Genomic DNA, 21,750 nt, shown 5'->3' with positions numbered 1-21,750 from the left:
AAACGAGATGAAAAAATGGACTTATGCCATCCTGGCACTTACACTGACTGCCGGCCTTGCCGCCTGCAACGGCAGTAACGACGAAACAGACAACAACATTGTTTTTGGTGATAACCAGATAGGTAACGGTGAACAAGAGTTTATCATTACCCACAACCAGACAATTAAAAAAGGAGTTTACCTGCTCAAAGGCTGGTGCTACGTAGCAGACGGTGCTACACTAGTCATTGAGGCGGGCACCGTTATCAAAGGCGACAACGAAACACGTGCAGCCCTCATTGTGGAGCCGGGCGGACAAATCATAGCCCGCGGAACAGCCGAACTTCCTATTGTATTTACTTCCGAGAAAGCTCCGGGACAACGCAAGCCGGGCGACTGGGGCGGCCTTATTCTCTGTGGCAACGCCCGCAACAACCAAGGCTTTATGCAAGTTGAAGGCGGTCCGCGAACCATGCACGGCGGCATCAAAGACACGGACAACTCGGGCATACTAAGCTACGTACGCATAGAGTTTGCCGGATCACCCCTGCGAACCAACCAAGAAATTAACGGACTAACACTGGGGTCAGTAGGCAGTAACACGCAGATAGACCACATACAAGTATCATACTCCAACGATGACGCCTTCGAATGGTTTGGCGGAACAGTAAGCCCCAACTACCTGGTGGCCTACCACACATGGGACGATGACTTCGATGCCGACAACGGATACCGCGGTACCGCAACCAATCTGCTGGGCATTCGTCACCCACGGATAGCCGATGCCTCCACCTCACATGGTTTTGAGTGCAGCAGTAGCAGCAATGCCGAACCGCAGACGGCCCCTACCTTCAGCAACGTAAACCTGTACGGCCCCTCCTCCACCGATACCGAATTTGAAAACACCACGACCTACATCAACGGAGCCGGATTGCTGCCCGATAATCAGAGTCTGCTAGGTCTTTACGGGGCAGCCATTGCTTTGAGCAGTAACACAGCGGTCAGCTTCAAGAACGCAAACATCAACGGATACCCGCTGAATTGGGAAGGTACTGCCGCTACTCAGGAAAACGTAACCTTTGGCACGGCAACAGTTTCTTTCCCTACCTGGACCAACGGTTGGTGTAACTTTGACCCACAGAATACTGTATATTAATACACCACTTTCCTCCTAAAGAAAAAAAAGTGTGGTTTACCCTCACTTACCCTCACTAACTGGAAAGAAACGGCTTACTGTAAGCAGTTACAGAGGAGTGATAGTAAAATATGTCTACCACTAAAACAGGCATTTTACTATCACTATCTCTCACTTTTAACCATGTATACAGATTCGTTAACTACAATTTAACTATAAATTAGTCGACGTTTTGCTCATTCAAGTCCGTTTTCGATGAAAAACACTCTTTTTTCGCTTCATAACTCTTCATTTTGAGAGCATATTGGGTTGGCTCAACGCTTTTTGGGTTTGATTCGCTATTAGAAAAGACAGGGTAAAGCGTAATAATATGCAATTTAATGGTTTAATATTCTATTCGTTCAGTTGGCAGCAAGTGGGTTAGAAGCAGTTAAGATAAGACAAAGAGTATATTTAGCGGTGATCCTTCGGAGTTGCCGCAAAACATTCTATTCATAGTGAAATAATGAACAACTCATTTGACAGTATTCGCATAATTACTATATTTACATAGTAATTAAGTCCAAAGCATCATGAGAGACAAGCGGGGCTAAAGTAGTCCCCTTGTTCTCTAAATCTAAAATATAGGAGGTTAATATGAAGACAGTAGAAGTGATTGTAGAGCACGTAGGAAAGAACCTGAGTGCTTATATCGAAGGTGCTCCGGTGATTACAGTGGGCAATGATATGAGAGAAATAGAGGATAATATGAAGGAAGCAATCGAATTGTATCTCGAAGATAATTCTAACCCTTGCGAATTGCTGTCAGGAGAGTTTGAATTAAAGTTCAAGATAGATGCAGCTACTTTTATCAACTACTATAGCAGTATCTTCACTAAGGCTGCTTTGAGCCGGATTACAGGAATTAATGAACGCCAGTTGTGGCATTATGCGGCAGGGGTTCATAAACCTCGTAGACAACAGTTGGAAAAGATTCAGAAAGGCATTCAAGCATTAACAAAGGAATTATCTGCAATTAATCTTTTGTAATATGGCAAAAATAGAGTTACATTCGGAAGTACGCAGTTTGTGCCCTAATAATAACCTAATAAAAGAACCACAATGATTTGGAATTGACAGGATAATGTATTATCTTTGTACTTATAATCTTATAGTATATTCAAATTATTATAGGCGCAAAGGCAGGAGTTCGTACTCTTGCCTTTTTTTATGTCTTGACGGTTTATGATTGCATTAGCACGGTGTCTCGCGCCGGTTCGCACGGTAGCAAAAGGTTCCTGAGAAACCGTGTTATGGCCGTAAGACGGTTGCTCATGACCCAAAAGACGGTTTATGATTTAAAATTGCTCGTTATCTTTTTGAAAAAGTCGGTTATGTTTTTCAAAAAGTTGGTTATGTTTTACCAAAGTCTTGCCGCTCTTTGTTGCTTCCCTGTTTACTCGTTAATAATATATAAAACTGCTCTTGACAAGATTCGTCTGATTCATGATGTCAAGGGGTTGATTTGTAAATATGCGCAACTTCACAAGCATAAATCTCTTAACTTTTTAATCCCGCCAACGAGTACTATAAGTGCTTTTAGATCACTGAATTGCAAATTAATAATTTAATATTCATACAGCATGAAAGAAAATAATGATAGCGGTGCAATAGGTACGCTATGGCATCTGTAATTTCCAATTGCAAACGTAGTTGTTTCTTCTATCTTTATACGCTTACACACTTTGTCATCTAATAAGATTTCCATAACTTGCACTGTTTATTAGTCAGGCTATAATACATACGCAAATGAATTTGGAAATTCAAAAGTACATAAAAGAGTATGTGGATAGGATGCAAGCGAAGGGAATAACCCCTACCATAGAGCAGATTAACGCTCATCTTGCCAATCTTATTCACAACATGAACAACGCTCCTAAAGAAGGTTTTGAAGGATACTCCTCCTCGGAAATATCAAAAGTGCTATACGAGCCTTTTGACAGTGATTCTGTATTGCAATTCAATCCGCTCACATCAGAACAGTACAATCAAATGCCGATTTTCAGGCAAGTAAAGTATCTTCTGCAAACACTTGCCGAACATGAAATAAAACTGACGGCGGCCGGCTTCCTGCCTCCTTCCCTGGTAAAGGTACTTTATCCTTTGGGAGTCAGCGAATATCATATTGACAATGGTCTCTCTAAACTATCCAAAGAGGCCGATTCAAACTCGGTCACGTTAGCAAGGTATATAACCACAGCGGCAGGGCTGATAAAAGTTCGTAAAGGGGTTTTATCCCTAACGGCCAATGGTTTCAAGATAATGAATGACGATGCAAAACTGTTCAAGCATATATTCGAAGCTTTCTGTCTCAAATTCAATTGGGGCTACTTCGATGGATATAAGTCAGAACAAATTGGAAGATTCGGCTTTGGCTTTACCTTTATATTACTAAGTAAATATGGAAATTTGAAACGAGAAGATACGTTTTATGCTCAAAAATATTTCAATGCCTTCCCCCTGTTGATGGACGGTATTGATCCCGGCTACGGAACAGTAACCAATTATTGTGAAAGTTGTTATTCGGTACGCACTTTTGAGCGATTCATGCTTCATTTCGCATTAGTAGAGATGCCTCTTGAGAGAAGATATAATATTTCGAAATTCATCACAAAAACGGTTTTGTTCGATAGTCTTATACAAATTCTACCGCATAAGGAGTCCAAATAATACATCAAGAAGATAATAAACATAGTATCTATGAATAAAGAAGCATTATTAATCATCGACATGCAAAATGATTACTTTCCGGGTGGTGCTAACGAACTGGTAGGTGCTGAGAAAGCAAGTCAAAATGCAAAAGCAATTCTTGAACGATTTAGAAGTTGCAACAAACCGGTTGTTCACATTCAACATGTTTCAACCCGACCGGAAGCCACATTTTTCATTCCAAATACGCATGGAGTAGAAATACATTCCAACGTATCTCCGGGCGAGAACGAGCTGGTTATAACGAAAGGCTTTCCCAACAGTTTTATAAATACTCCTTTATTGGAAAAGCTGAAGGAAAAGGGAGTTGACAGTCTCGTTATTGTTGGAATGATGACGCACATGTGTGTTGATGCCACTACGCGAGCTGCAAAAGATTTAGGTTTTACTTGTACCATCATTGGTGATGCATGTGCAACGAAAGATTTGTTCATTCATGATCAATCGGTTAAAGCCCAGGATGTTCAAAATGCTTTTCTTGCTGCTTTAAGTTATTTCTATGCAACCGTTGTTACTACTGAAGAGTATTTAAAATTATAATCCATGAACGTACTTCCTTCTCCGTTACTGGCACCTTACGTAAAGTATTACTGGATAGTGAAAGCGGATGAAACAACAGCCATTCAGACCGTACCGTCGGGATGTATTCATTTGGTGTTTCACAGAGGAGGAAGTATGTACTTTTCTGATGGAGAGCAACAGCCGCAGTCTTTTATCAGAGGACAGCTTTCGGGTCCAGGAGTTCTTCAATCAAAAGGTGGAATAGACATGGTTGCCGTGATTTTCCATCCGCTGGGTTTCAATGTATTCTTTTCATTACCCTTGCAACTTATTTACAATCAATATGTGGATGTTGATTCCATGGAGGATGCCGGACTAAAGTGAGACATTTCAACAGGGAATTTTCTAAATACATAGGCACAAGTCCTAAAGAATATTTGCGCATTGTTCGTTTTCAACGGCTATTGCATCGATTGCAAAACAATCCCGGCACAGAATTAACAGAACTGGCCTATGGTTGCGGGTTCTGCGACTCTTCTCATCTGGTGAAGGAGTTTAGAAGCCTCACCGGATGCACTCCTACTGAATATCTGCAATCAAGAAAGCCACACTCCACTTTCTTTTCTAAAGGAAGCAAGCTCAATATTATTAAGTTACACAGATAACAATACAAAGTCCGATTTTTACAACTCAGATGGCATTAATCGCTTTACTTTTGCAAAAGTATGAATAAGTTAAAGTTGTTGAATCATAAAAAAGAAGACTATGGCAGCGTATATTTTTGAGGATGTTATCAAGGAAATTGAGCAAATGATTGAGAAGGAGGAATTATTCCTGAATGGGTTAGATGAAGAAACAATCTCTACCCGTTTGAATAGTCAGAATCGTTCCATGATTTCCATGCACATGCGACCGTTGTGATAGGGGCATTTCCAGAACCCCGCTTTGTCATCGGTGTGGTTTATGGTGCCATCGGCACGAAGGCTCCAAAACCATTCTCCGTTGACACGGTCAATCAGATGCGATTTGGTAAATTCCCAACAGGCAAGTGCTTTATCAAGTGAAGCCTCATCGGCAAAGTGCTGGTACAAATTAATATATCCTACTACGGTTTCGGCTTGTACCCACCAATGGCGGTCGGCATCAACATGCCCGTTAGTGAGATTGCGTTCGTAAATCATTCCTCCTTCGGGTGTAAATCCTTCGGTAGCAGCCTCAGCAATTTTCTGTACTAACGGCTCAACGTATTGCAATACGGCTGGGTCTTTCAACTCCAGAGCTGCCTCGTGAATCAACCACGATGCTTCAATGTCATGCCCGTAAGATACGATGGAGTATTTACTGTTCCAATCGTCATCAAAGAATAGCTCCAGGTGATGGGTTTCTTTATTGAGTATCTTATCTGTAAAAAGAAAAATGAGATTACGCAACTGGTTCTTCAAGCGTTCGTCTTTCCACACGCGGTACAAATTGGTATAGGGTTCCAATATGTGCAGGTGTGTATTCATGGTCTTTCTTTCGTTGGCATCTTTTTCACTCAAACGCATATCGGCAATCTCGCCCCACTCACGAGTCAGGGCTTCACAATAACCGTTCTTTATCTTGTCAAAGCTATGAGTTTCTATGCTCTCAAAAAGATGAATGGCATAAGTAAGTGCCTCGGCATCTGCCGTGGCACGGTAATATTCGCTCAACCCGTAAATGGCAAAGCCAATAGCGTAGATTTGCTTTTTGGTATCCAACGGGTCGCCCTGGTGGGTAAGCGACCAATAGATTCCTCCGTACGTTTTATCATAAAAAGAGTCTATCATATACCGTTTGGCGCGTGTGGCCATGTCTAGATATTCTTCTTTTTTCAGCAAACGGTAAGCGGCTGAGAAGGTCCACAACATTCGGGCATGGAGTATCGCACCCTTCTCAGCTTCGGGGCGGCACACTTCTGTTCCGTCAATACGGCCGTAAAAGCCACCATAAGTGGTGTCGACCATTTTATTTATCCAATACGGAAGTATGTTTGTGGTAAGTACTTCGGTTACTTCTGCCTTTAAGTGAGTTATCTTTGTTTTCATTGTTGTTTTCTCTTTGCTTCGAGTTCTTCGGTTATGACTTTCATTTTCTTTTCACTGAGGGGATACATGCTAATAAATATAACTGATAACACGGTACCCACAGCCGGTAAGAAACTCAAGAACATTTTAATGCCGTGAATGGCTTCTTCGCTTTGTATTTCGTTGGCCCGGAATCCGAAATAAGCTAATAGCCAACCGGTAAGTGCACTGCCTATGGCCCAACCGAACTTCTGACTCATGGAGGAGGAGGAGAAGATAAGGCCGGTGGCTCTATTGCCTGTTCTCAGTTCTGAATAATCGGCACAATCGGCATACATAGACCACAATAACGGGAAGATGCTGCCGGCACACACACTGATCAGTATCTGGAACACAAAGATCAGCGCAATATCATCTTTATCAAACCAGTAGAAAATAATACTAAGAACGGTGGCAATAACCATGGCGCCCATGTAGGTCATCTTCTTTCCAATGCGATTGCTTAACGGAGCGGCCAGTATGACTCCAACAATGTTGGCCGCTTGCCCCACTGCCAAATACAATCCGCTCAACACAAACGACACGCCAAAAAGGGATACGGTTGCATAGTCGGCTTCAACAACAAAATATTTAAAGTAATACACAGTGGCTCCGTCACGAATGGAGTTGAACACCAGTGCTGCTACGCCGGCACCCAGCAGAATCCACCACGGCCCATTACCAAGCAGGTTTTTAAGGTCTTCTTTCAGCGGACTTTGTTTTTCTTTGATGGGCTTTACCCGTTCGCGTGTTAAGGCAAAGCAGAAGTAAAACAGCACGGCGCACATCACCGCAATCACGACTACTGCCAGCATCCATCCGCGCTGTTCGTGCACCGCGTCTGCTTCGCTGCCTGCAAAGAGATTAGCCATCGGCATAAAGAGCAACAGGGCTATGAAGCTACCGATGTAGGCAAAAGTCATTCGGTAGGTTGAAAGTGTGTTGCGCTCTTTCGGGTCGGGACTCATCACGCCCAGCAAAGATGCATAGGGAACATTGATAGCCGAGTAAACCATCATCATCAATGAGTAGGTGACGTAGGCATAAATCAGTTTTCCGGTATCACTTAGTGCCGGTGTAGTAAAGGTCAGAATGCCGATAAGTGCAAAAGGCACAGCCAGATAGAGCAGGTAAGGACGAAATTTCCCCCAGCGACTATGGGTTCTGTCAGCCACAACTCCTACAATGGGGTCGAAAGCCGAGTCCCAGACGCGGGTAATTAAAAACATAGTACCTACTACCGCAGCCGGTAAACCGAACACGTCTGTATAAAAAATCATTAAGTATGACCCGAAAAGTTTCCAAAACATAGACGAGGCCATATCACCAAAACCGTAACCAATTTTTTCTTTGAGTGATATTCGTTCCTTATCTGCTACTATCTTACTTGCTGTGTTTCCCATCTTATTCATTCATTATAATACAAATCTGCTATTTTTTCAGTGAAAACTGATTAAGTACGGCCAGATTTTTTTCAATCAATTTACTTAATGTGGCTACAGATGCCGAAGAGCTTAAACCGTCTTCCGGCGTATGGAGACAATAATCAACTAATTTGTCGACAGTTGAGGTAGCTACGTGCATGCGTGTGTCTGAGGATGCATAGTAAATAAACACGGTTCCGTCTTCATCGGCAATCCAACCATTGGTGAAAAGAACGTTAGACACATCGCCGATACGTTCTTCTCCCTGGGGTGCCAAAAAGTAACCGGCAGGTGAAGCGATCAATCGGGCCGGGTCTTCCAAAGAGGTCATATACATGTAGAGCACATAACGTAAACCGGCTGCACAACCGCGTACGCCGTGCGCCAAATGCAACCATCCTTTAGGTGTTTTTATGGGATGCGGACCTTCTCCATTCTTCACTTCCTTAATGGTGTGATAGTAACGCGGATCGATTATTTTTTCTTCCTTTACCACCGCATGGGTTATATCGTCAATCAATGCCCAGCCAATACCTCCGCCACTGCCCGCATCAATAAATCCGTCTTGGGGACGGGTGTAAAGAGCATATTTACCGTCAACAAATTCGGGGTGTAACACCACGTTGCGTTGCTGACTCTTGGTCTTTAAATCGGGCAAGCGCTCCCAGTGAAGAAGATCTTTGGTACGTGCAATAGCAGCTGTTGCTGTTGCCGATGACAAGTCGCCCGCCGGAGCATTATCGTCGTGACGCTCTGCACAAAACACTCCGTATACCCAGCCGTCTTCATGGGCTGTAAGCCGCATGTCGTATATATTGGTAGCAGGAATCAGATCCTCGGGCATTTGTACCGGATAGTCCCAGAATCGGAAGTTATCAATTCCGTTAGGACTCTCGGCTACAGCGAAAAATGATTTCCTGTCGGATCCTTCCACACGTACCATCAGTACGTATTTTCCATTCCACTTGATGGCTCCCGAATTCATCGTTGCATTCATCCCGATGCGTTCCATTAAGTACGGATTGGTTGTTTCGTTTAAGTCATATCTCCAGAATACGGGGGTGTGCTCTGCTGTGAGCACAGGGTTCTTGTAACGGGTTACCACACCGTTGTCTACCGCAAGAGGTTCGTTCTTCTGTGATAAAAAAGCTTCGTGGTCAGTCAGTAATTTCGCCACTTTATCTTTAAACAAGCTCATAATTAGGTTATTGATTTCGTTATTGAATTTCGTTAGTCATATAGCTTCTTTATGTCTCGGACGAATAAGGTTTTGGAGTTCTGGTAGAACTTCACAAAATCGGGTGCCGAAACCTGTCCGGGGTACGGAGCGTAATAATGGTTATCTTTCTCACGGGCATTGCGCCACACCAACACGTATGAGATAGGGTATTGACTGATAACGGGCAACAATGTTTCTGTCCACCAAGTTGCATCGGGAATAGTCTCAAACCCTGTTTCGGTAATGGCAATAGGTTTGCCCAGTTTCTTACCAACTTCAGTCAGGATGGTCAGTGATTTGTTTAATTGATCGATGTATTTCTGACGTTCGAATTGATACGTATCGAAACCCACCAAGTCAATGATGTCATTACCCGGATACCGTTCCAAATATTCTTCTACTGTTTGTGGTTCCGTTCCGGGAGAGTATGCATAAAGCAGGTTATTTACTCCCTTTTCCTGCATACGGTCATAAGTCATCTTCCACAAGGCTTTGTACTGGGCAGCCGTGCAAAGATTCTGTCCCCACCAAAACCAACTGCCGCTGTGCTCATGCCAGGGGCGGAAAAGTACAGGAACTTTCACACCTTTGTCGGTAGTAAGCGAATTCATAAAGTCGGCCACCTTATCCAACCAACCCAAAAACTTTTGATGATTAGCGCCGCCGGATAATACAGAGGCCACAACAGTTGTATCACTCACATCCCAAGAGTCCTTACCTGTAAGAGGGTTATCGACATGCCAACTCAATGAAACCATACCACCCCGTGCGTATTGGGCCAGAATTTCTCGCCTAATCTTATCAAAAGGTACTTTATCCAGGTTTTTATCGCCTCCCAATTCTATTCTTCCCAAATCAAAAGACATCACGGCCGGATAATCTCCACATACGCTTTTCACGTCGCTTCTGTCAGCATCACCTTCCCAACCAATGCCGTAAACCGGATCATCGTGGTGACCAAACATAAAACCTTTTTGATGGATTGTCCCTAGGTTTATAAGTAAGTTTTTGGTCTCAACTGTTCGTTCCGATGATTGCATTTTCATTGTATCTTTCTGTCCAAACAGGTTGCAAGAAGATAGCCCCGCAGCAATTAGCATGCTTGCGGTCATAAACTTAATATGTCTCATAAGGCGACTTATTTAAGGATGAATGTTTCTTTTAATAATGATTCGTCGGCAGAGGAAGCACCCGCCATCACCACAAATTCTCCCGGTTCAACTATCCATTTCATCTTTTTATCATAAAATGCCAGTTTATCGGGCGTGATGGTAAAGGTGACGACTTTACTCTCTCCGGCTTTCAGTGCTACCCGCGCAAAATCTTTCAGTTCTTTGACCGGACGAGTTACAGAACTGTATTTGTCTCGTATATACAGTTGTACTATTTCAACTCCATCACGCTGGCCGGTATTGGTTACTTTCACACTTACTTCAACGTTTTGGTTTTGCGACACCTCTTTGGCAGAGAGTTTTAAATCATCGTATTTGTAAGAGGTATATGAAAGCCCATAACCAAACGGCCACAAAGGAGTGCTGGGTTTAACGACATACGGGTGAAAGTATTGCGACGGTTTATGATTGTAAATCATCTGCAATTGACCAACGCTCCGTGGGATAGTGATTGCCAACTTAGCCGATGGATTTACTTTTCCATATAGTATTTCGGCCACTGCCTGACCGGCATACATGCCCGGTGCCCAAGCTTCTACGATGGCCGGAAGATGTTCAGCAGCCCATTCCACACCCAACGGGCGACCGTTGACTAGAATAAGAATTGTAGGTTTTCCCGAAGCAGCAACTTTACGGATCAATTCATTTTGAAGCCCCACAAGATCAAGATCCGAACGATCGGTATCTTCACCGTCGGTACGATCCGTCCAGCGAAAACGCATCATGTATTCTCCGGCAACAACAATATTTAGGTCGGACTCCTTGGCACGTTTCTCAGCCTCAGCCACCTTGGCAGGATCCATATTACGAGGATCCCAACCTTGATCTACAAAATCAAATGCCGTACCCGGTGCCACCTGACGAAGACCTTCCAGTATGGTGGTAACATTTTCTTCTTTCTGCACCGCACTCCAATCGCCCAACACATTCATGTCATTGGCGTTGATGCCTGTAACCAATACTTTTTTATATTTTGAAGCGTCTAAAGGAAGTACGCCTTCATTTTTAAGTAATACGATACCGTTTCGGGCTGCTTCCAAAGCTGTTTCACGATGTTCTTTGGATAAACGCACTTTCATGCTTTTAGAAGTATCGGCAAGAGGTTGTTCGAACAGTCCTAAACGGAATTTGATGTCCAATATCCTACGCACCGACTCGTCGATACGTGATTCGGGAATACGTCCTTCTTTGACTAGTTCAACGACCATCTCATTCCAGTGAATGCCGTGCATGTGCATATCCATGCCAGCCATAATGGATTGATAAAAAGCCTCTTTGATGTTTTCCGCTGTGGCATGTAAGTCATGAATGTGTTCAATATCCATCCAGTCGCTCACCACAAAACCAGGGAACTTCCATTCACCACGAAGCACATCCTGCATCAACCATTCATTGCTGTGACACGGAATGCCGTTGAGCTCATTGTGCGCAGTCATCAATGACATGGCACCGGCTTCTACTCCTGCTTTGAATGGTGGAAAAAACACCTCGCGCAAGGTGCGTTCCGACAGATCTGTCGGTGATCCGTTTGTTCCGTTAATAGGTTCGCTACCGCCAACGAAATGTTTAATGCATGCCAAAACATCTTCTTTGCCGTTTAAAGCTCCTTGATATCCTTTTACAGATTCAACTCCCATCAAAGTTACCAGATAAGGGTCTTCACCATAGGTCTCACCAACTCTTCCCCAGCGGGCATCGCGTGCTACCTCTACATTGGGATTAAACGTCCAGTGCATATTCATAGCCCGCATTTCCTTTGCAGTTTGCCGGGCTATTTTGTAAGCCATGGCTGTATCAAAGGAACAAGCCAGATTTATATTGGTCGGATAAACCGTGTTATCGGGAGCATTTGCATTGCCGTGAATGGCATCGATACCAAAAATAATAGGAATTTGCAGGCGGCTTTTCATTGCCAGTGACTGCAAATGGTTGGCTTCTTCAATGGTAAGCACATGCAGGAAAGAACCGATGAGTCCTTGTGCTGTCCATCGTTCTACATCCTTATCGGTCACTCCCGGATAAAATGCATTTGCGGTATTGTTTTTCAATTCATCCGCAGTCATCACAGCGCTATTTGCTTTGATGTGTTCAATACCAACAAATTGATTCATCTGCCCCACTTTTTCTTCCAAAGTCATCCGACTCAGCAAGTCTTCCACACGATCTTTCACCGGAACTGAAGGATCTTTATACATTTCCTTTTTTTCGGCGGATCCACTTCCCACCGTTGCCGCAATTGCCATTGTCATTAAAAAGTTTTTCATGGTTTATATCAGTTTCAATGTAACGCATCATTCTATTCGACAAAAGTACGAGTGTACGAGGAATCAAACAAATACAATTTTATCCAAAGATAATATTATCTCAAATCTGGCATCTCGTCTCGTGAAAGCACGGCTTCGGTGTTGAGAGCATCGTTTTACTTACGCACTTCAACTTGCACCCTTTTATTAGAAACGATTTCACGTTCTAACTTCCTTGGTTCTATCTTGACAGGGCTATTAGTAAATTCTGGTACGTTATAAGAATACAATAACTTATCATAATAATTCATAGGGTTTTTCTGAGGCAGCAAAAAAGGCTTGCTAACTTTACCTTCCTTATTAATACATGCTAAATAAAGACGAGTATATAAACCATCTTCTCTGCGACTGCTAAAAACGAACCAATGCGAATTACTGCTCCAATTGTGAAAGCTCTCAGTATTATCACTATTAACTTCATGAATAGTACGTAAACTACCATCTTGCAAGTTTAGCAGCCATAAATCTGCTTCTTTGTGCCAAATGGAGAAGTTGCCATAATCAGATAAAGTAAACATGATGTATTTGCCGTCATAAGATGGTCTAGGAAAGGAAATACTTTTTTTCATTTTCTCGGCATCAATCAATGTGTCAATCCGGTTTCCAAACGTTCCCTTTTCTTTATCAAAATCAATACTGCATAAGCTATAACGTATTTCCTTATATTTTTCTGGAATTGGCATTTGTTTTGCCGCACAGAAATATAATTTATTACCGTCTGGTGAGAAAACAGGAAAAGTTTCAAAAACTTCTTTTTTCTTCAATAACGGAGAAAGCAATACTTGATGAGTGGAAGGGTGATATACCAAAACATCTGATTCTAAATCAAGTACTTCCACACGTTCGTCTTTAACCGCATGAAACGACTGACGCGTATTATTAACTGAATATGCTATGTATTTACCACTTGGATGCCAGTATGGATAAACGCATGCTGAAAGAGTAGAGTCTGTTTTGGTATTTAAAAGCTCACGCTCCCCCTCTATTTGCATCAAAGTTGCCCCATGAGCGCCACGAATATGAAGACTCATCTGATTAGAGTTCGTTTTGTTAAAAGAGTGACAATTAACACACATGCCAGGCACCATTGTATTTTCGACCAAAGCGCGTTCGTTGAAAGTAGAAAGATCACGTTCGTAAATACCCATCTTACTATACACTTCATATCCAGGCGCAATTCTACGATACACTAATCCGTAATCAATTGGGTATGAGCTTACATACATTGAAAAAGATCGGTATTGTATCCATTTATTCTTTTTTTGCACACTAAGAGTGAATACAATACTGTCTCCCACATTATCTTGCAACAATTTTTTCCATTCGCTATCAGGAAAGGATATCTTATCATCATTAAGATGGATTTTCCCAGATTTTGATCCAACCACGTTAACATCCAGACATTCATAATCACCCAGATAATTAAAGTTCATAGGCGCAATACCAACAGGTACGGTCACTCCAATATAATCAGGATATATAGCAGGCAATTCGTTGATCTTCTCTGGTGAAGTAACCGGATTATTACAAGCCATTAAATACAATCCAATCCATATAAAAGTAATTATTTTCTTCATATACATTATTTTTTCTTAAACAATAAATAATACCAGAATGTATCACCATACTGCGTGTGCAAAATGGGCTGACTGTTTTGTTGAGACATATAAATTCTAGCAAAATCAGTAACCTCGTGTGCAACATCAGGTGAAATGCTCCAAGGCATTCCATCAAAATTCCGATGTGTCTGAGTCCACACATAGACTAATGCTTCCTGATAACTACGAGGAATATGATCATAGCCTGCATACTTCCCCAGAGGATAGTATTTCATGAAACGTTCCAAATCACGTTCTTGCAAAACATAAGCTAGCATATATTCAAATGCCATTCGGTTTTGATAATTATGTTGGTACAATAGCCCTAGCATCATATCTATTTCACGATCACTAAATAAAAAATCATCAGCATATCTAAGTTTCCTGAGCCACCCCCATTCTTTATGATTACTAATTTTTTTCTCATTATACAAGTAAGTCATGGCTTCTTCTGCCCAATCTTTATAGAATACTGTTTTACGAAGGATTCTTATATATTTTGCCGCTACTTCGTATTGACCATTTATCAGATTTGTTTCAGCTAATCGTTTAAAACATCTGCCACTTTTATTATAATTAGGAATGGCTTCCATCGCTTCAAAGGTAAAACGCTGAGCAGTATTGATCATTCCCAAATAATAAAAAACTTCGCTCGTTGGAAGAGGAGATATAAAGTCTCTCTGAAAATGCGGTAACAAACCCTCTGTTCCATTTTGATAGAATTGAAACATGCGATCACCTAATTGCCCTGTTTTTCCTAAAGCCAGATTTAAGCAAGTCACTCCGAATGGCGAAGTCGGAGATTTAGCCTCTGCCTTTTCTATTATTTTTTGCCATTCTTTATTTCGCACTAACCAATCATACTCCATAGCTTCTTCCTTATTCATGTCGGCACCTGATGAGAGTAACACATATCCACTCATTATCAAAATCAAGCTTTGAAGGATTATAGCAAAATGTACATTCTTCTTAGGAGGAGACAAAGAGGAAATCAAAAACGGAAAGAATAAGAAAAGCGCTTCTACGATGAATACCGTTAATGGTATATAAGAAGGAAAACGGTAGAAATTAATTCCTCCCATTAACCTGAATATAGGATATTGAAGCCATAAGCCAGAGATTAAAGGACATGCTAATCCCATCAATATTAGTGCAGCAATACTTCCCCCAATAGCCAATTTCTTGTTATTTTGGTACAACAGTTTTGCTTCACAAATGATTGCCCAACCTATAAATAGAAAATGTGCTGCACCAGCAAACCAATAGAGTAATGGAGCAAAGAGAACAACACTTAACACACGTCTCCATTGACTGTTTAAACTAACATGCAAATACATGGTTCCAAGCGCAAATAAGATTGAAACAGCAAAAGCAAGCATGGCATTCTCATCTGTCATAAAATACCACATAGAAATTATCGGCAAGAAGCTTAAAAGATAATAAACATCAGCAGCCTTATGTTTTTGAGCCAATAACCATACGAGGAGTTGCAGAACAACAAAAAGTGTCGCTAAAATAGCTGCACCTATCCATCTATGATAATAGAACTGGACTAGGAATTCGGAAATATATTCCGCTAATCCTCCCGGAATAATTAAATGTTCAATCAAATAATCTGTATCAAAGAGAAAAAGCTGTAATTGCTCTTGGTATGATAGATGTGACGGATAAAACCTCCCCCAAAAAAGAAATACACTCAGCCATAAAATGACTGAAAATCCTATTTTCCACCTTCTTTGTGAAAGCATTGTTATTTTTCTTTCCATATTTATATGTATTTTATTCATCTAAAAGAAGTCATCTTGTTTTTATTTGAACTTTTCTGCAACCACTTCATCATATACTCGTTTAACGTCATGTGAATCAAAAGGCATAGGCATCGCTGACAAATCAGGTATATTGTAAGATTTAAGATTTAAATCATCCATTTCAGGATCTTTTTGAGGTAAAACAAAAGGTTTATGTACTTGTCCCATTTCATCAACATAAGCAAAATAAACACGACCGTATTGACCATCTCCCCTCTTGCTTGCAAAAGCAAACCAACGACTATTAGAAGACCAGCTATGATAAGTTTCTGAACGATTAGAATTGACTCTTTCTAGTTTATCGATTTTACCGGTAAGCAAATCAAGCAATTGCAGGTCAGTCTCTCTATGCCAAATAGGGAAGGTTCCACATCGGGCCACAGTAAATAATAAATACCGTCCATCCGGTGAGGCCTTCGGGTGACATACTGAACCTTGCATTAACCTTGCATTCCAAAGTGTATCTACACGAGAACCCCATTTCTGTTGTTCAGCTTCAAAAGCGACACGACACAAAGAATAACGCAATTCATTTATGTTTGATGGTAGGTCAACCAATGGTGCAGAGCAATAAAACACCCACTTACCATCTGCCGAGAAGGTAGGAAACGTTTCTAAAGTTAAAGAATCGGCCAGCAAAGGAGATGCTATCATTTTGTTTCTATCAAAGTCTGCAATAACTAAATCAGAAACAGTGTCATATACTTCCAAACGATGATTACCCTGTGCATGCAATGCCGGAATTATTGTATTAGTAGAGAAAACGGCATAACGTCCATCGGGATGAAAATCCCCGTACACAGCAGCAGAGTTCATTTGAGATGTTTTCAACATTAGTTTACGTAACTTCCCATGACGATTTAACAGAGTTCCTCCCTTGCTTCCTCTTATGTGGAACATGGAACTATTTCCTTTGCCATGAATATGACAATTCATACATTGCCCATTTGTTTGGCTGTTGTCCGCCAAGACCCTTTCATCAAAATTCTCAATACAACGTTCGCGGAGTTGGAGTTTGTTCCAAACCTCATAACCGGGTTCAATCAAGCGATAAGAGACGTAAGCATCCAGACGGTCTGCAACAACTTGCCAAGTAAAAGATCGATATTGTAACCATTCACCGTTTATACGTGCAATCACTTTTATTACAAGTTTATGACCTCTTTCCTTGGCTATAAAAGGTGTCCAGTCTTTCTGTGAAAAAACGGCCTTATTGCCTTTCGCATTAACTTGTAAACAGGTAGAAACACCTTTGACCTCAACAGACACGGCATCAACCCCTTCGTTTCTGATAAGGAAATTAAGAGGGGCCACATTAAACGGAATAGTAACATCCTTATATTCTGGATAAATAACTAACAAATCATTTGTCAGCCTTACATTCTTAGGTGAAGGTGTACATGCTTGAATGATCACCAGAGCACAAAAAAATATAGTTATATTAAAAACTCTCATCTTTCTATTAATGCATTGTGAAAATAATACCAATAAGTGTTTCCAAATGTAGCTTTAAGTAAACCAGCATTTCCATTACTAGTTTGATATAGTTTACTATAGTTCTTGAATTCGTTCAGAATGAAAGGGGAGATTTTCCATTCTTTAATTTCTTCAGCAGAAGTTTTCTTTTCTGCAAGATAAATAAGAAGAGCCTCTGCGTAAATTCCTGATGGAACCATATTCTTTGCAAATTCTTGATAGTGATCCACAAAAGAAGCAATGTCTTTATTTAGTAAATCAAAACAAAGAAGATAGTCTCGCGCCATAAAATTATCTCTGTTGTTATTCAGCAAATGTATTAGGGAAGCTGAAACATCTGTTGATAACCTTAAAGTATCAGTTTGAGAGATTAATTCACGCTTGCGTTTTAGCCATTGCTGCACATCGGGACTCAGGTTTCCCGGAATACGCCGTTCTGCCCAGCGTTTATAGCACAATGTTTTCTGAAGAAGTCGTAAATATTTCAATGCGGCAGCATCATCTCCATTTATTAAATTAATTTCGGCCAAACGTTTAATGGGTCTTGTTCCTTTTTGATATGGAGAAAAAATCATTCCCAATATAGCTGCATGTTCAGCCATAGTCATGTCACCAATAGCAAACCAAGCTTCATTAGCAGCATATATCATAATGTAATTTGAGGAGGGAGAAATAGGTAAGAATAAGACTTGGGAGAGAGGCTGACTATAACTCATTAATTTATCTGGTAGCTGATTTCTTTGGGCATTATATAAATTTCGGTAATAGGTAGACAGCAAACTCGCCTGATTATCTTCATCCAATAGTTTCTGAGCTTTTTGCCAATGTCCAAAATAGAATTCAGAATCTATTGCTAACATTTTTTCTCTTCTTAAATCGGGCGTGTTATACCAAGAACTTGACCAATTTCCATAACCCCAAAGCCAATATCCAAGGCTAATTACAAATACGCTTATAGGTACCCCCCACTTAAGAGGTTTTCTGATAAAAAAACGACAGAGTAAATAAACGAGACCAATACCAATTAATGAAATCGTTCCTGACAAGGGATAATTTAGCCCACATTCTTTTCCCGTCTCCCATATAACAGCCAATATTACCACAAACCATGCCCACCGGCCTAAATAAGGAAAAGATAATTTATACACAACGACTCCCCACGAGACCAATACCACAGCCATAATCAAAGGGCCCGCTCCTTTGTAACAGAAAAATTGAGTTAAGAAATCTCCAGATAGACGAGCTAATCCTCCTGAATTATTAAAATATTGAATTAATTCAATGGGTGAAAATAAAAATAGTATCATCTGCTCTCTATGTAACAGATGGTAAGGTAGTACTTCATAGAAAAAAAAGAAGAGTATCAAACCTCCCATACCAAGAAGTAACCAATTTACAAATTTGCTATTCCATCTTTTCATCCAACTGTTTCTTCTGTTCATTCGTAAGAGATGGTAATATAATTCTCTGCATAAATTGACCTAATGTAGTATTTTTATGATTCATCAACAAAAGGAAATTAGCTTCTTTCTCTTGCACCTTTAGTGTATCAAAAGCTTGAATTAATCTTAATGAATCGTCACCCTTCGCTTCTTTAAGTCCGTCATAAATAAAATGATAAGCAGCTAATCTTTTCTCATGCTGAGCTTTCCATATTTGAAGCGCATCATTTTGAGGAGTTCCACTAACACAGCCTATCGAATCAGCTGTCACTTTAATTACACCTGGCTCGGTTATCACTAATAACTCCTGAACATAATAACGAAGAGCCGGGCGTAACCTAATCACTCTCATCTCTTCACCTTGACCTTCGAATTTAAAAGAAGCATTAGATATCTTGACAGAATCAACTCTTCCTGGAGCATTTTCCATTGGAACTAAAAAAATCCATTCACCATCGTATCTTACAGATGGAACTGTTCCTTCAATAACAAAAGTACGATCTGTTTTGGTACAACCAATTCCTAAGAATATAAATACTAAAAAGAAAAATATGCGTGTTTTCATTTTCTACATTTTTGGAGTTATTGTAAAGCCAAAAATAAAAGTTTATAATCAGTTAAACCAATAGTAGATTAACAAAAGATGATACTTTACAACGCCTTAACAGCCATGCATTCCATTTCCACTAGCCAGCCCGGTCTACAGACAGAAGCTAACGTAATTATTGTAGGAATATTGGGGAAACTTTTTTCAAAGAAACTTTTTATAATAAGATAATCAGCCGTGTCACGTAAATATACAATAATATATTGCAATTCTTCAAAGCATGAATCGGCTTCTTTTAATAATGCTTCAACATTTTCGCACATACGCTCTGCCTGCCGAACAACATCACCAGGAAAAACTATTTCACCATGGTTATTAATACTTGCCGTACCCGAAATAATAATTTGTCGGCGATCTTCAAAATCAACTGCCGTACCTCGTTCAAAACTAACACCATATTCATACGTCGGATTTAAATGAGTACGAGCATATAGATACTTGATTTGATCGGGTTTTATTCCTTCGATAGCATAAGCATCGAGCATAACAAGAACTTTTGGATCTGCATGTCTTCCTTCTATTCCTGTACTGGCAATATAATGAGTCTTTTCGGTCAAATTCTGAGTGGCAAAGACTTCATTACGAGCTTTCACAGCTCCTGCATAATTACAGTCCACGTTTTGAACAAAAATCCATGTACGCAAACAATTTGCTTCCAATGTGCAATTTTCTTCCATTAGTTGCATAACATAATCATTCAGGAGCAAACGCATCTGGTACTCTGAATTTGCAGCTTTATTAGAACAACCTCCTAACCAAAGCTGACGATATTTTCCATACTTTACTTCGAAAAGTCCATTGGGTAACATATTCGTTTTGACATTAGTCAACAGATGTGCCCATAAAGCAATTTTGGTCCCGTCAAGTGGAGGCTGTTGCACCACTGATAGGGCACAATCTGAATCCTCAATCATTCTAGCAAGCAATAAATCAGTTTGATTAGCAGCATCGCTGAGAAAAAAACGTTTGAAGATACTTGACGCACCATGAAGTTCATTTTGTAACAAAGAAGTGTAGATCTTAAAAACAGCCTCCATCTGTTCATAATAAGATAGCATGGGATTAGTAACATGTAACATTATATGGTATTCAGTTACTCCATCTTCTATTATAAAAGCAGAAACCTCAGCACGAACACAGTGATAAGTATATGATGTGTATTTCATAAGTTCGATTTCATAATTGTTTCTCCACAAAGATAGATAATATTCCAGATGAGAAGAGCAAAATAAGAAGAAAAAGTCTAAATCATTCAATCAAAAAGGCAAGTCTCACGACTTGCCTTTCCTTTATTTAACCATTAAACAATTGTACTATAGGTTGTATTTTATTTCTTACGCCCAATGCTACGAACAATTTAATAAATCTCAGTAGCGACAATTGTTTTCCTCAAAATTTCTAATTTATCATTCAGACTTAAAAACCCAGAACCAACCTGTACTCCATGAAGACATGTTAGCATCTTCTGACCAAGATAAAACCATCTTATCATCTGTAAGCGATATTATCTGATATTTTTTAATCTGACTACCTTTGGCTATATACGTTTCATTTAATGCATAACCTCCTAATACACCACAAGAAGAGGTCAGCGTACCATACCAATTTCCAAATACGGCATCTCCTGTACTAAAGTCTAAGGTACCAGTCTTGCCATTGCTTAACTTAATTTGCTTACCTGACATGGTAAATGTCATAGTGGCACTGTTGCCTTCACCGGCAAATTGTCCTTCAACACCATCTGCACCCATAGTCCACCATTGAGGCCCTGCTGCTCCATCATAAAAGCCACCATTACCAAAACATGAACCATCGGCCCATTTCCAGACTTTTTCGCTACCATCAAATAACAAACCATATATTTCGGGCACAGGATATGCCAGTTCTTGAACATTAACGGTAAACTCTTTCGTCACAATTTCCCCGGTTTGATCCATAGCAGTTAATGTAATCTTTTGATTCCCTGTCCCCATTAGCTGAATCTTACCACTGTTTGAAGCGAGTTTACTGATACCATCTGTCCATTGGCAAGTCACAGGACTCTTGCAATTTAAGATTGCCATATTAGCCGCTTTTCCATTAATAATCTCTAATTCACAAGTTGCATCTAGTTCTCCTGAGAATGCTTGTGCTGTAGAACCTTCAATGGTTTCCGGCTCGCATGATGCTAAAATTGCACCAAATGCTATAAGGAATATATATATTATCTTATTCATAATAACTTTTTATTTAAATCAATATAGAAATCCAA

General features: G+C 40.5%; 19 protein-coding genes. 7 read left to right on the top strand and 12 right to left on the bottom strand.

What is annotated here, in order from left to right; genetic code table 11:
- Nucleotides 1–7 precede the first annotated feature (7 nt).
- The 7 genes from C511_RS0103490 (at nucleotide 8) to C511_RS17765 (ending at nucleotide 5,284) form a co-directional block, all read left to right on the top strand.
- Nucleotides 8–1,135 (top strand): hypothetical protein, encoded by a 1,128-nt coding sequence (locus C511_RS0103490; protein WP_024995927.1) that lies wholly within the window; start codon nucleotides 8–10, stop codon nucleotides 1,133–1,135.
- Between the two features lie 615 nt (nucleotides 1,136–1,750).
- Nucleotides 1,751–2,143, top strand: a complete 393-nt coding sequence (locus C511_RS0103485) for an antitoxin HicB (protein ID WP_024995926.1) — start codon at nucleotides 1,751–1,753, stop codon at nucleotides 2,141–2,143.
- 759 nt (nucleotides 2,144–2,902) lie between these two features.
- Entirely contained in the window at nucleotides 2,903–3,823 is a 921-nt protein-coding gene (locus tag C511_RS16125) for a hypothetical protein (RefSeq protein WP_051260439.1), read from the top strand.
- 30 nt (nucleotides 3,824–3,853) lie between these two features.
- The gene (locus tag C511_RS0103470; protein ID WP_024995922.1) at nucleotides 3,854–4,402 is read left to right on the top strand and encodes a cysteine hydrolase family protein; all 549 of its coding nucleotides are present in this window, start codon (nucleotides 3,854–3,856) and stop codon (nucleotides 4,400–4,402) included.
- 3 nt (nucleotides 4,403–4,405) lie between these two features.
- Nucleotides 4,406–4,747 carry a DUF6597 domain-containing transcriptional factor gene (locus C511_RS18250; RefSeq protein ID WP_051260438.1) on the top strand — a complete coding sequence of 114 codons (342 nt, stop codon included), beginning with the start codon at nucleotides 4,406–4,408 and terminating at the stop codon, nucleotides 4,745–4,747.
- Nucleotides 4,744–5,028, top strand: a complete 285-nt coding sequence (locus C511_RS18245; protein ID WP_226992444.1) for a helix-turn-helix domain-containing protein — start codon at nucleotides 4,744–4,746, stop codon at nucleotides 5,026–5,028. Before C511_RS18250 ends, C511_RS18245 begins: the two co-directional genes overlap by 4 nt.
- Nucleotides 5,029–5,128: 100 nt before the next feature.
- Entirely contained in the window at nucleotides 5,129–5,284 is a 156-nt protein-coding gene (locus C511_RS17765; RefSeq protein ID WP_154657473.1) for a hypothetical protein, read from the top strand.
- Here C511_RS17765 and C511_RS0103460 read toward each other — a convergent pair.
- From C511_RS0103460 to C511_RS0103405, 12 genes are all read right to left on the bottom strand, one after another.
- The gene (locus C511_RS0103460) at nucleotides 5,242–6,432 is read right to left on the bottom strand and encodes an AGE family epimerase/isomerase (protein ID WP_024995921.1); all 1,191 of its coding nucleotides are present in this window, start codon (nucleotides 6,430–6,432) and stop codon (nucleotides 5,242–5,244) included. The genes C511_RS17765 and C511_RS0103460 overlap by 43 nt on opposite strands.
- Nucleotides 6,429–7,853 carry an MFS transporter gene (locus C511_RS0103455; protein ID WP_051260450.1) on the bottom strand — a complete coding sequence of 475 codons (1,425 nt, stop codon included), beginning with the start codon at nucleotides 7,851–7,853 and terminating at the stop codon, nucleotides 6,429–6,431. The genes C511_RS0103460 and C511_RS0103455 overlap by 4 nt, the downstream gene beginning before the upstream one ends.
- A gap of 28 nt (nucleotides 7,854–7,881) precedes the next feature.
- On the bottom strand, nucleotides 7,882–9,072 hold the full coding sequence (locus C511_RS0103450) for a glycoside hydrolase family 130 protein (protein WP_024995919.1): 1,191 nt from the start codon (nucleotides 9,070–9,072) through the stop codon (nucleotides 7,882–7,884).
- Nucleotides 9,073–9,104: 32 nt separating this feature from the next.
- Nucleotides 9,105–10,223 (bottom strand): glycoside hydrolase family 26 protein, encoded by a 1,119-nt coding sequence (locus C511_RS0103445; RefSeq protein WP_081698254.1) that lies wholly within the window; start codon nucleotides 10,221–10,223, stop codon nucleotides 9,105–9,107.
- A gap of 8 nt (nucleotides 10,224–10,231) precedes the next feature.
- Nucleotides 10,232–12,529, bottom strand: a complete 2,298-nt coding sequence (locus C511_RS0103440) for a glycoside hydrolase family 3 N-terminal domain-containing protein (protein ID WP_024995918.1) — start codon at nucleotides 12,527–12,529, stop codon at nucleotides 10,232–10,234.
- A gap of 155 nt (nucleotides 12,530–12,684) precedes the next feature.
- The gene (locus tag C511_RS0103435; RefSeq protein WP_024995917.1) at nucleotides 12,685–14,145 is read right to left on the bottom strand and encodes a TolB family protein; all 1,461 of its coding nucleotides are present in this window, start codon (nucleotides 14,143–14,145) and stop codon (nucleotides 12,685–12,687) included.
- 5 nt (nucleotides 14,146–14,150) lie between these two features.
- On the bottom strand, nucleotides 14,151–15,932 hold the full coding sequence (locus C511_RS0103430) for a DUF6057 family protein (RefSeq protein ID WP_244877217.1): 1,782 nt from the start codon (nucleotides 15,930–15,932) through the stop codon (nucleotides 14,151–14,153).
- Between the two features lie 42 nt (nucleotides 15,933–15,974).
- On the bottom strand, nucleotides 15,975–17,429 hold the full coding sequence (locus C511_RS0103425) for a TolB family protein (protein WP_034781351.1): 1,455 nt from the start codon (nucleotides 17,427–17,429) through the stop codon (nucleotides 15,975–15,977).
- Nucleotides 17,426–18,871: a DUF6057 family protein gene (locus C511_RS0103420; RefSeq protein WP_024995915.1), complete on the bottom strand. Its 1,446-nt coding sequence runs from the start codon at nucleotides 18,869–18,871 to the stop codon at nucleotides 17,426–17,428. Before C511_RS0103420 ends, C511_RS0103425 begins: the two co-directional genes overlap by 4 nt.
- Entirely contained in the window at nucleotides 18,855–19,457 is a 603-nt protein-coding gene (locus C511_RS0103415; RefSeq protein ID WP_024995914.1) for a DUF4369 domain-containing protein, read from the bottom strand. Before C511_RS0103415 ends, C511_RS0103420 begins: the two co-directional genes overlap by 17 nt.
- Before the next feature lie 86 nt (nucleotides 19,458–19,543).
- A complete protein-coding gene (locus C511_RS0103410; protein WP_027317824.1) occupies nucleotides 19,544–20,665 on the bottom strand; it encodes a Rid family hydrolase in 1,122 nt (373 codons plus the stop codon).
- 240 nt (nucleotides 20,666–20,905) lie between these two features.
- Nucleotides 20,906–21,715, bottom strand: coding sequence for a hypothetical protein (locus C511_RS0103405; RefSeq protein ID WP_024995912.1), 810 nt, complete (start codon nucleotides 21,713–21,715; stop codon nucleotides 20,906–20,908).
- Between the last annotated feature and the right edge of the window lie 35 nt (nucleotides 21,716–21,750).

It is taken from the genome of Bacteroides graminisolvens DSM 19988 = JCM 15093 (genome assembly GCF_000428125.1).
Taxonomy (GTDB): domain Bacteria; phylum Bacteroidota; class Bacteroidia; order Bacteroidales; family Bacteroidaceae; genus Bacteroides; species Bacteroides graminisolvens.
This window is presented reverse-complemented; position numbering and strand designations above follow the sequence as displayed.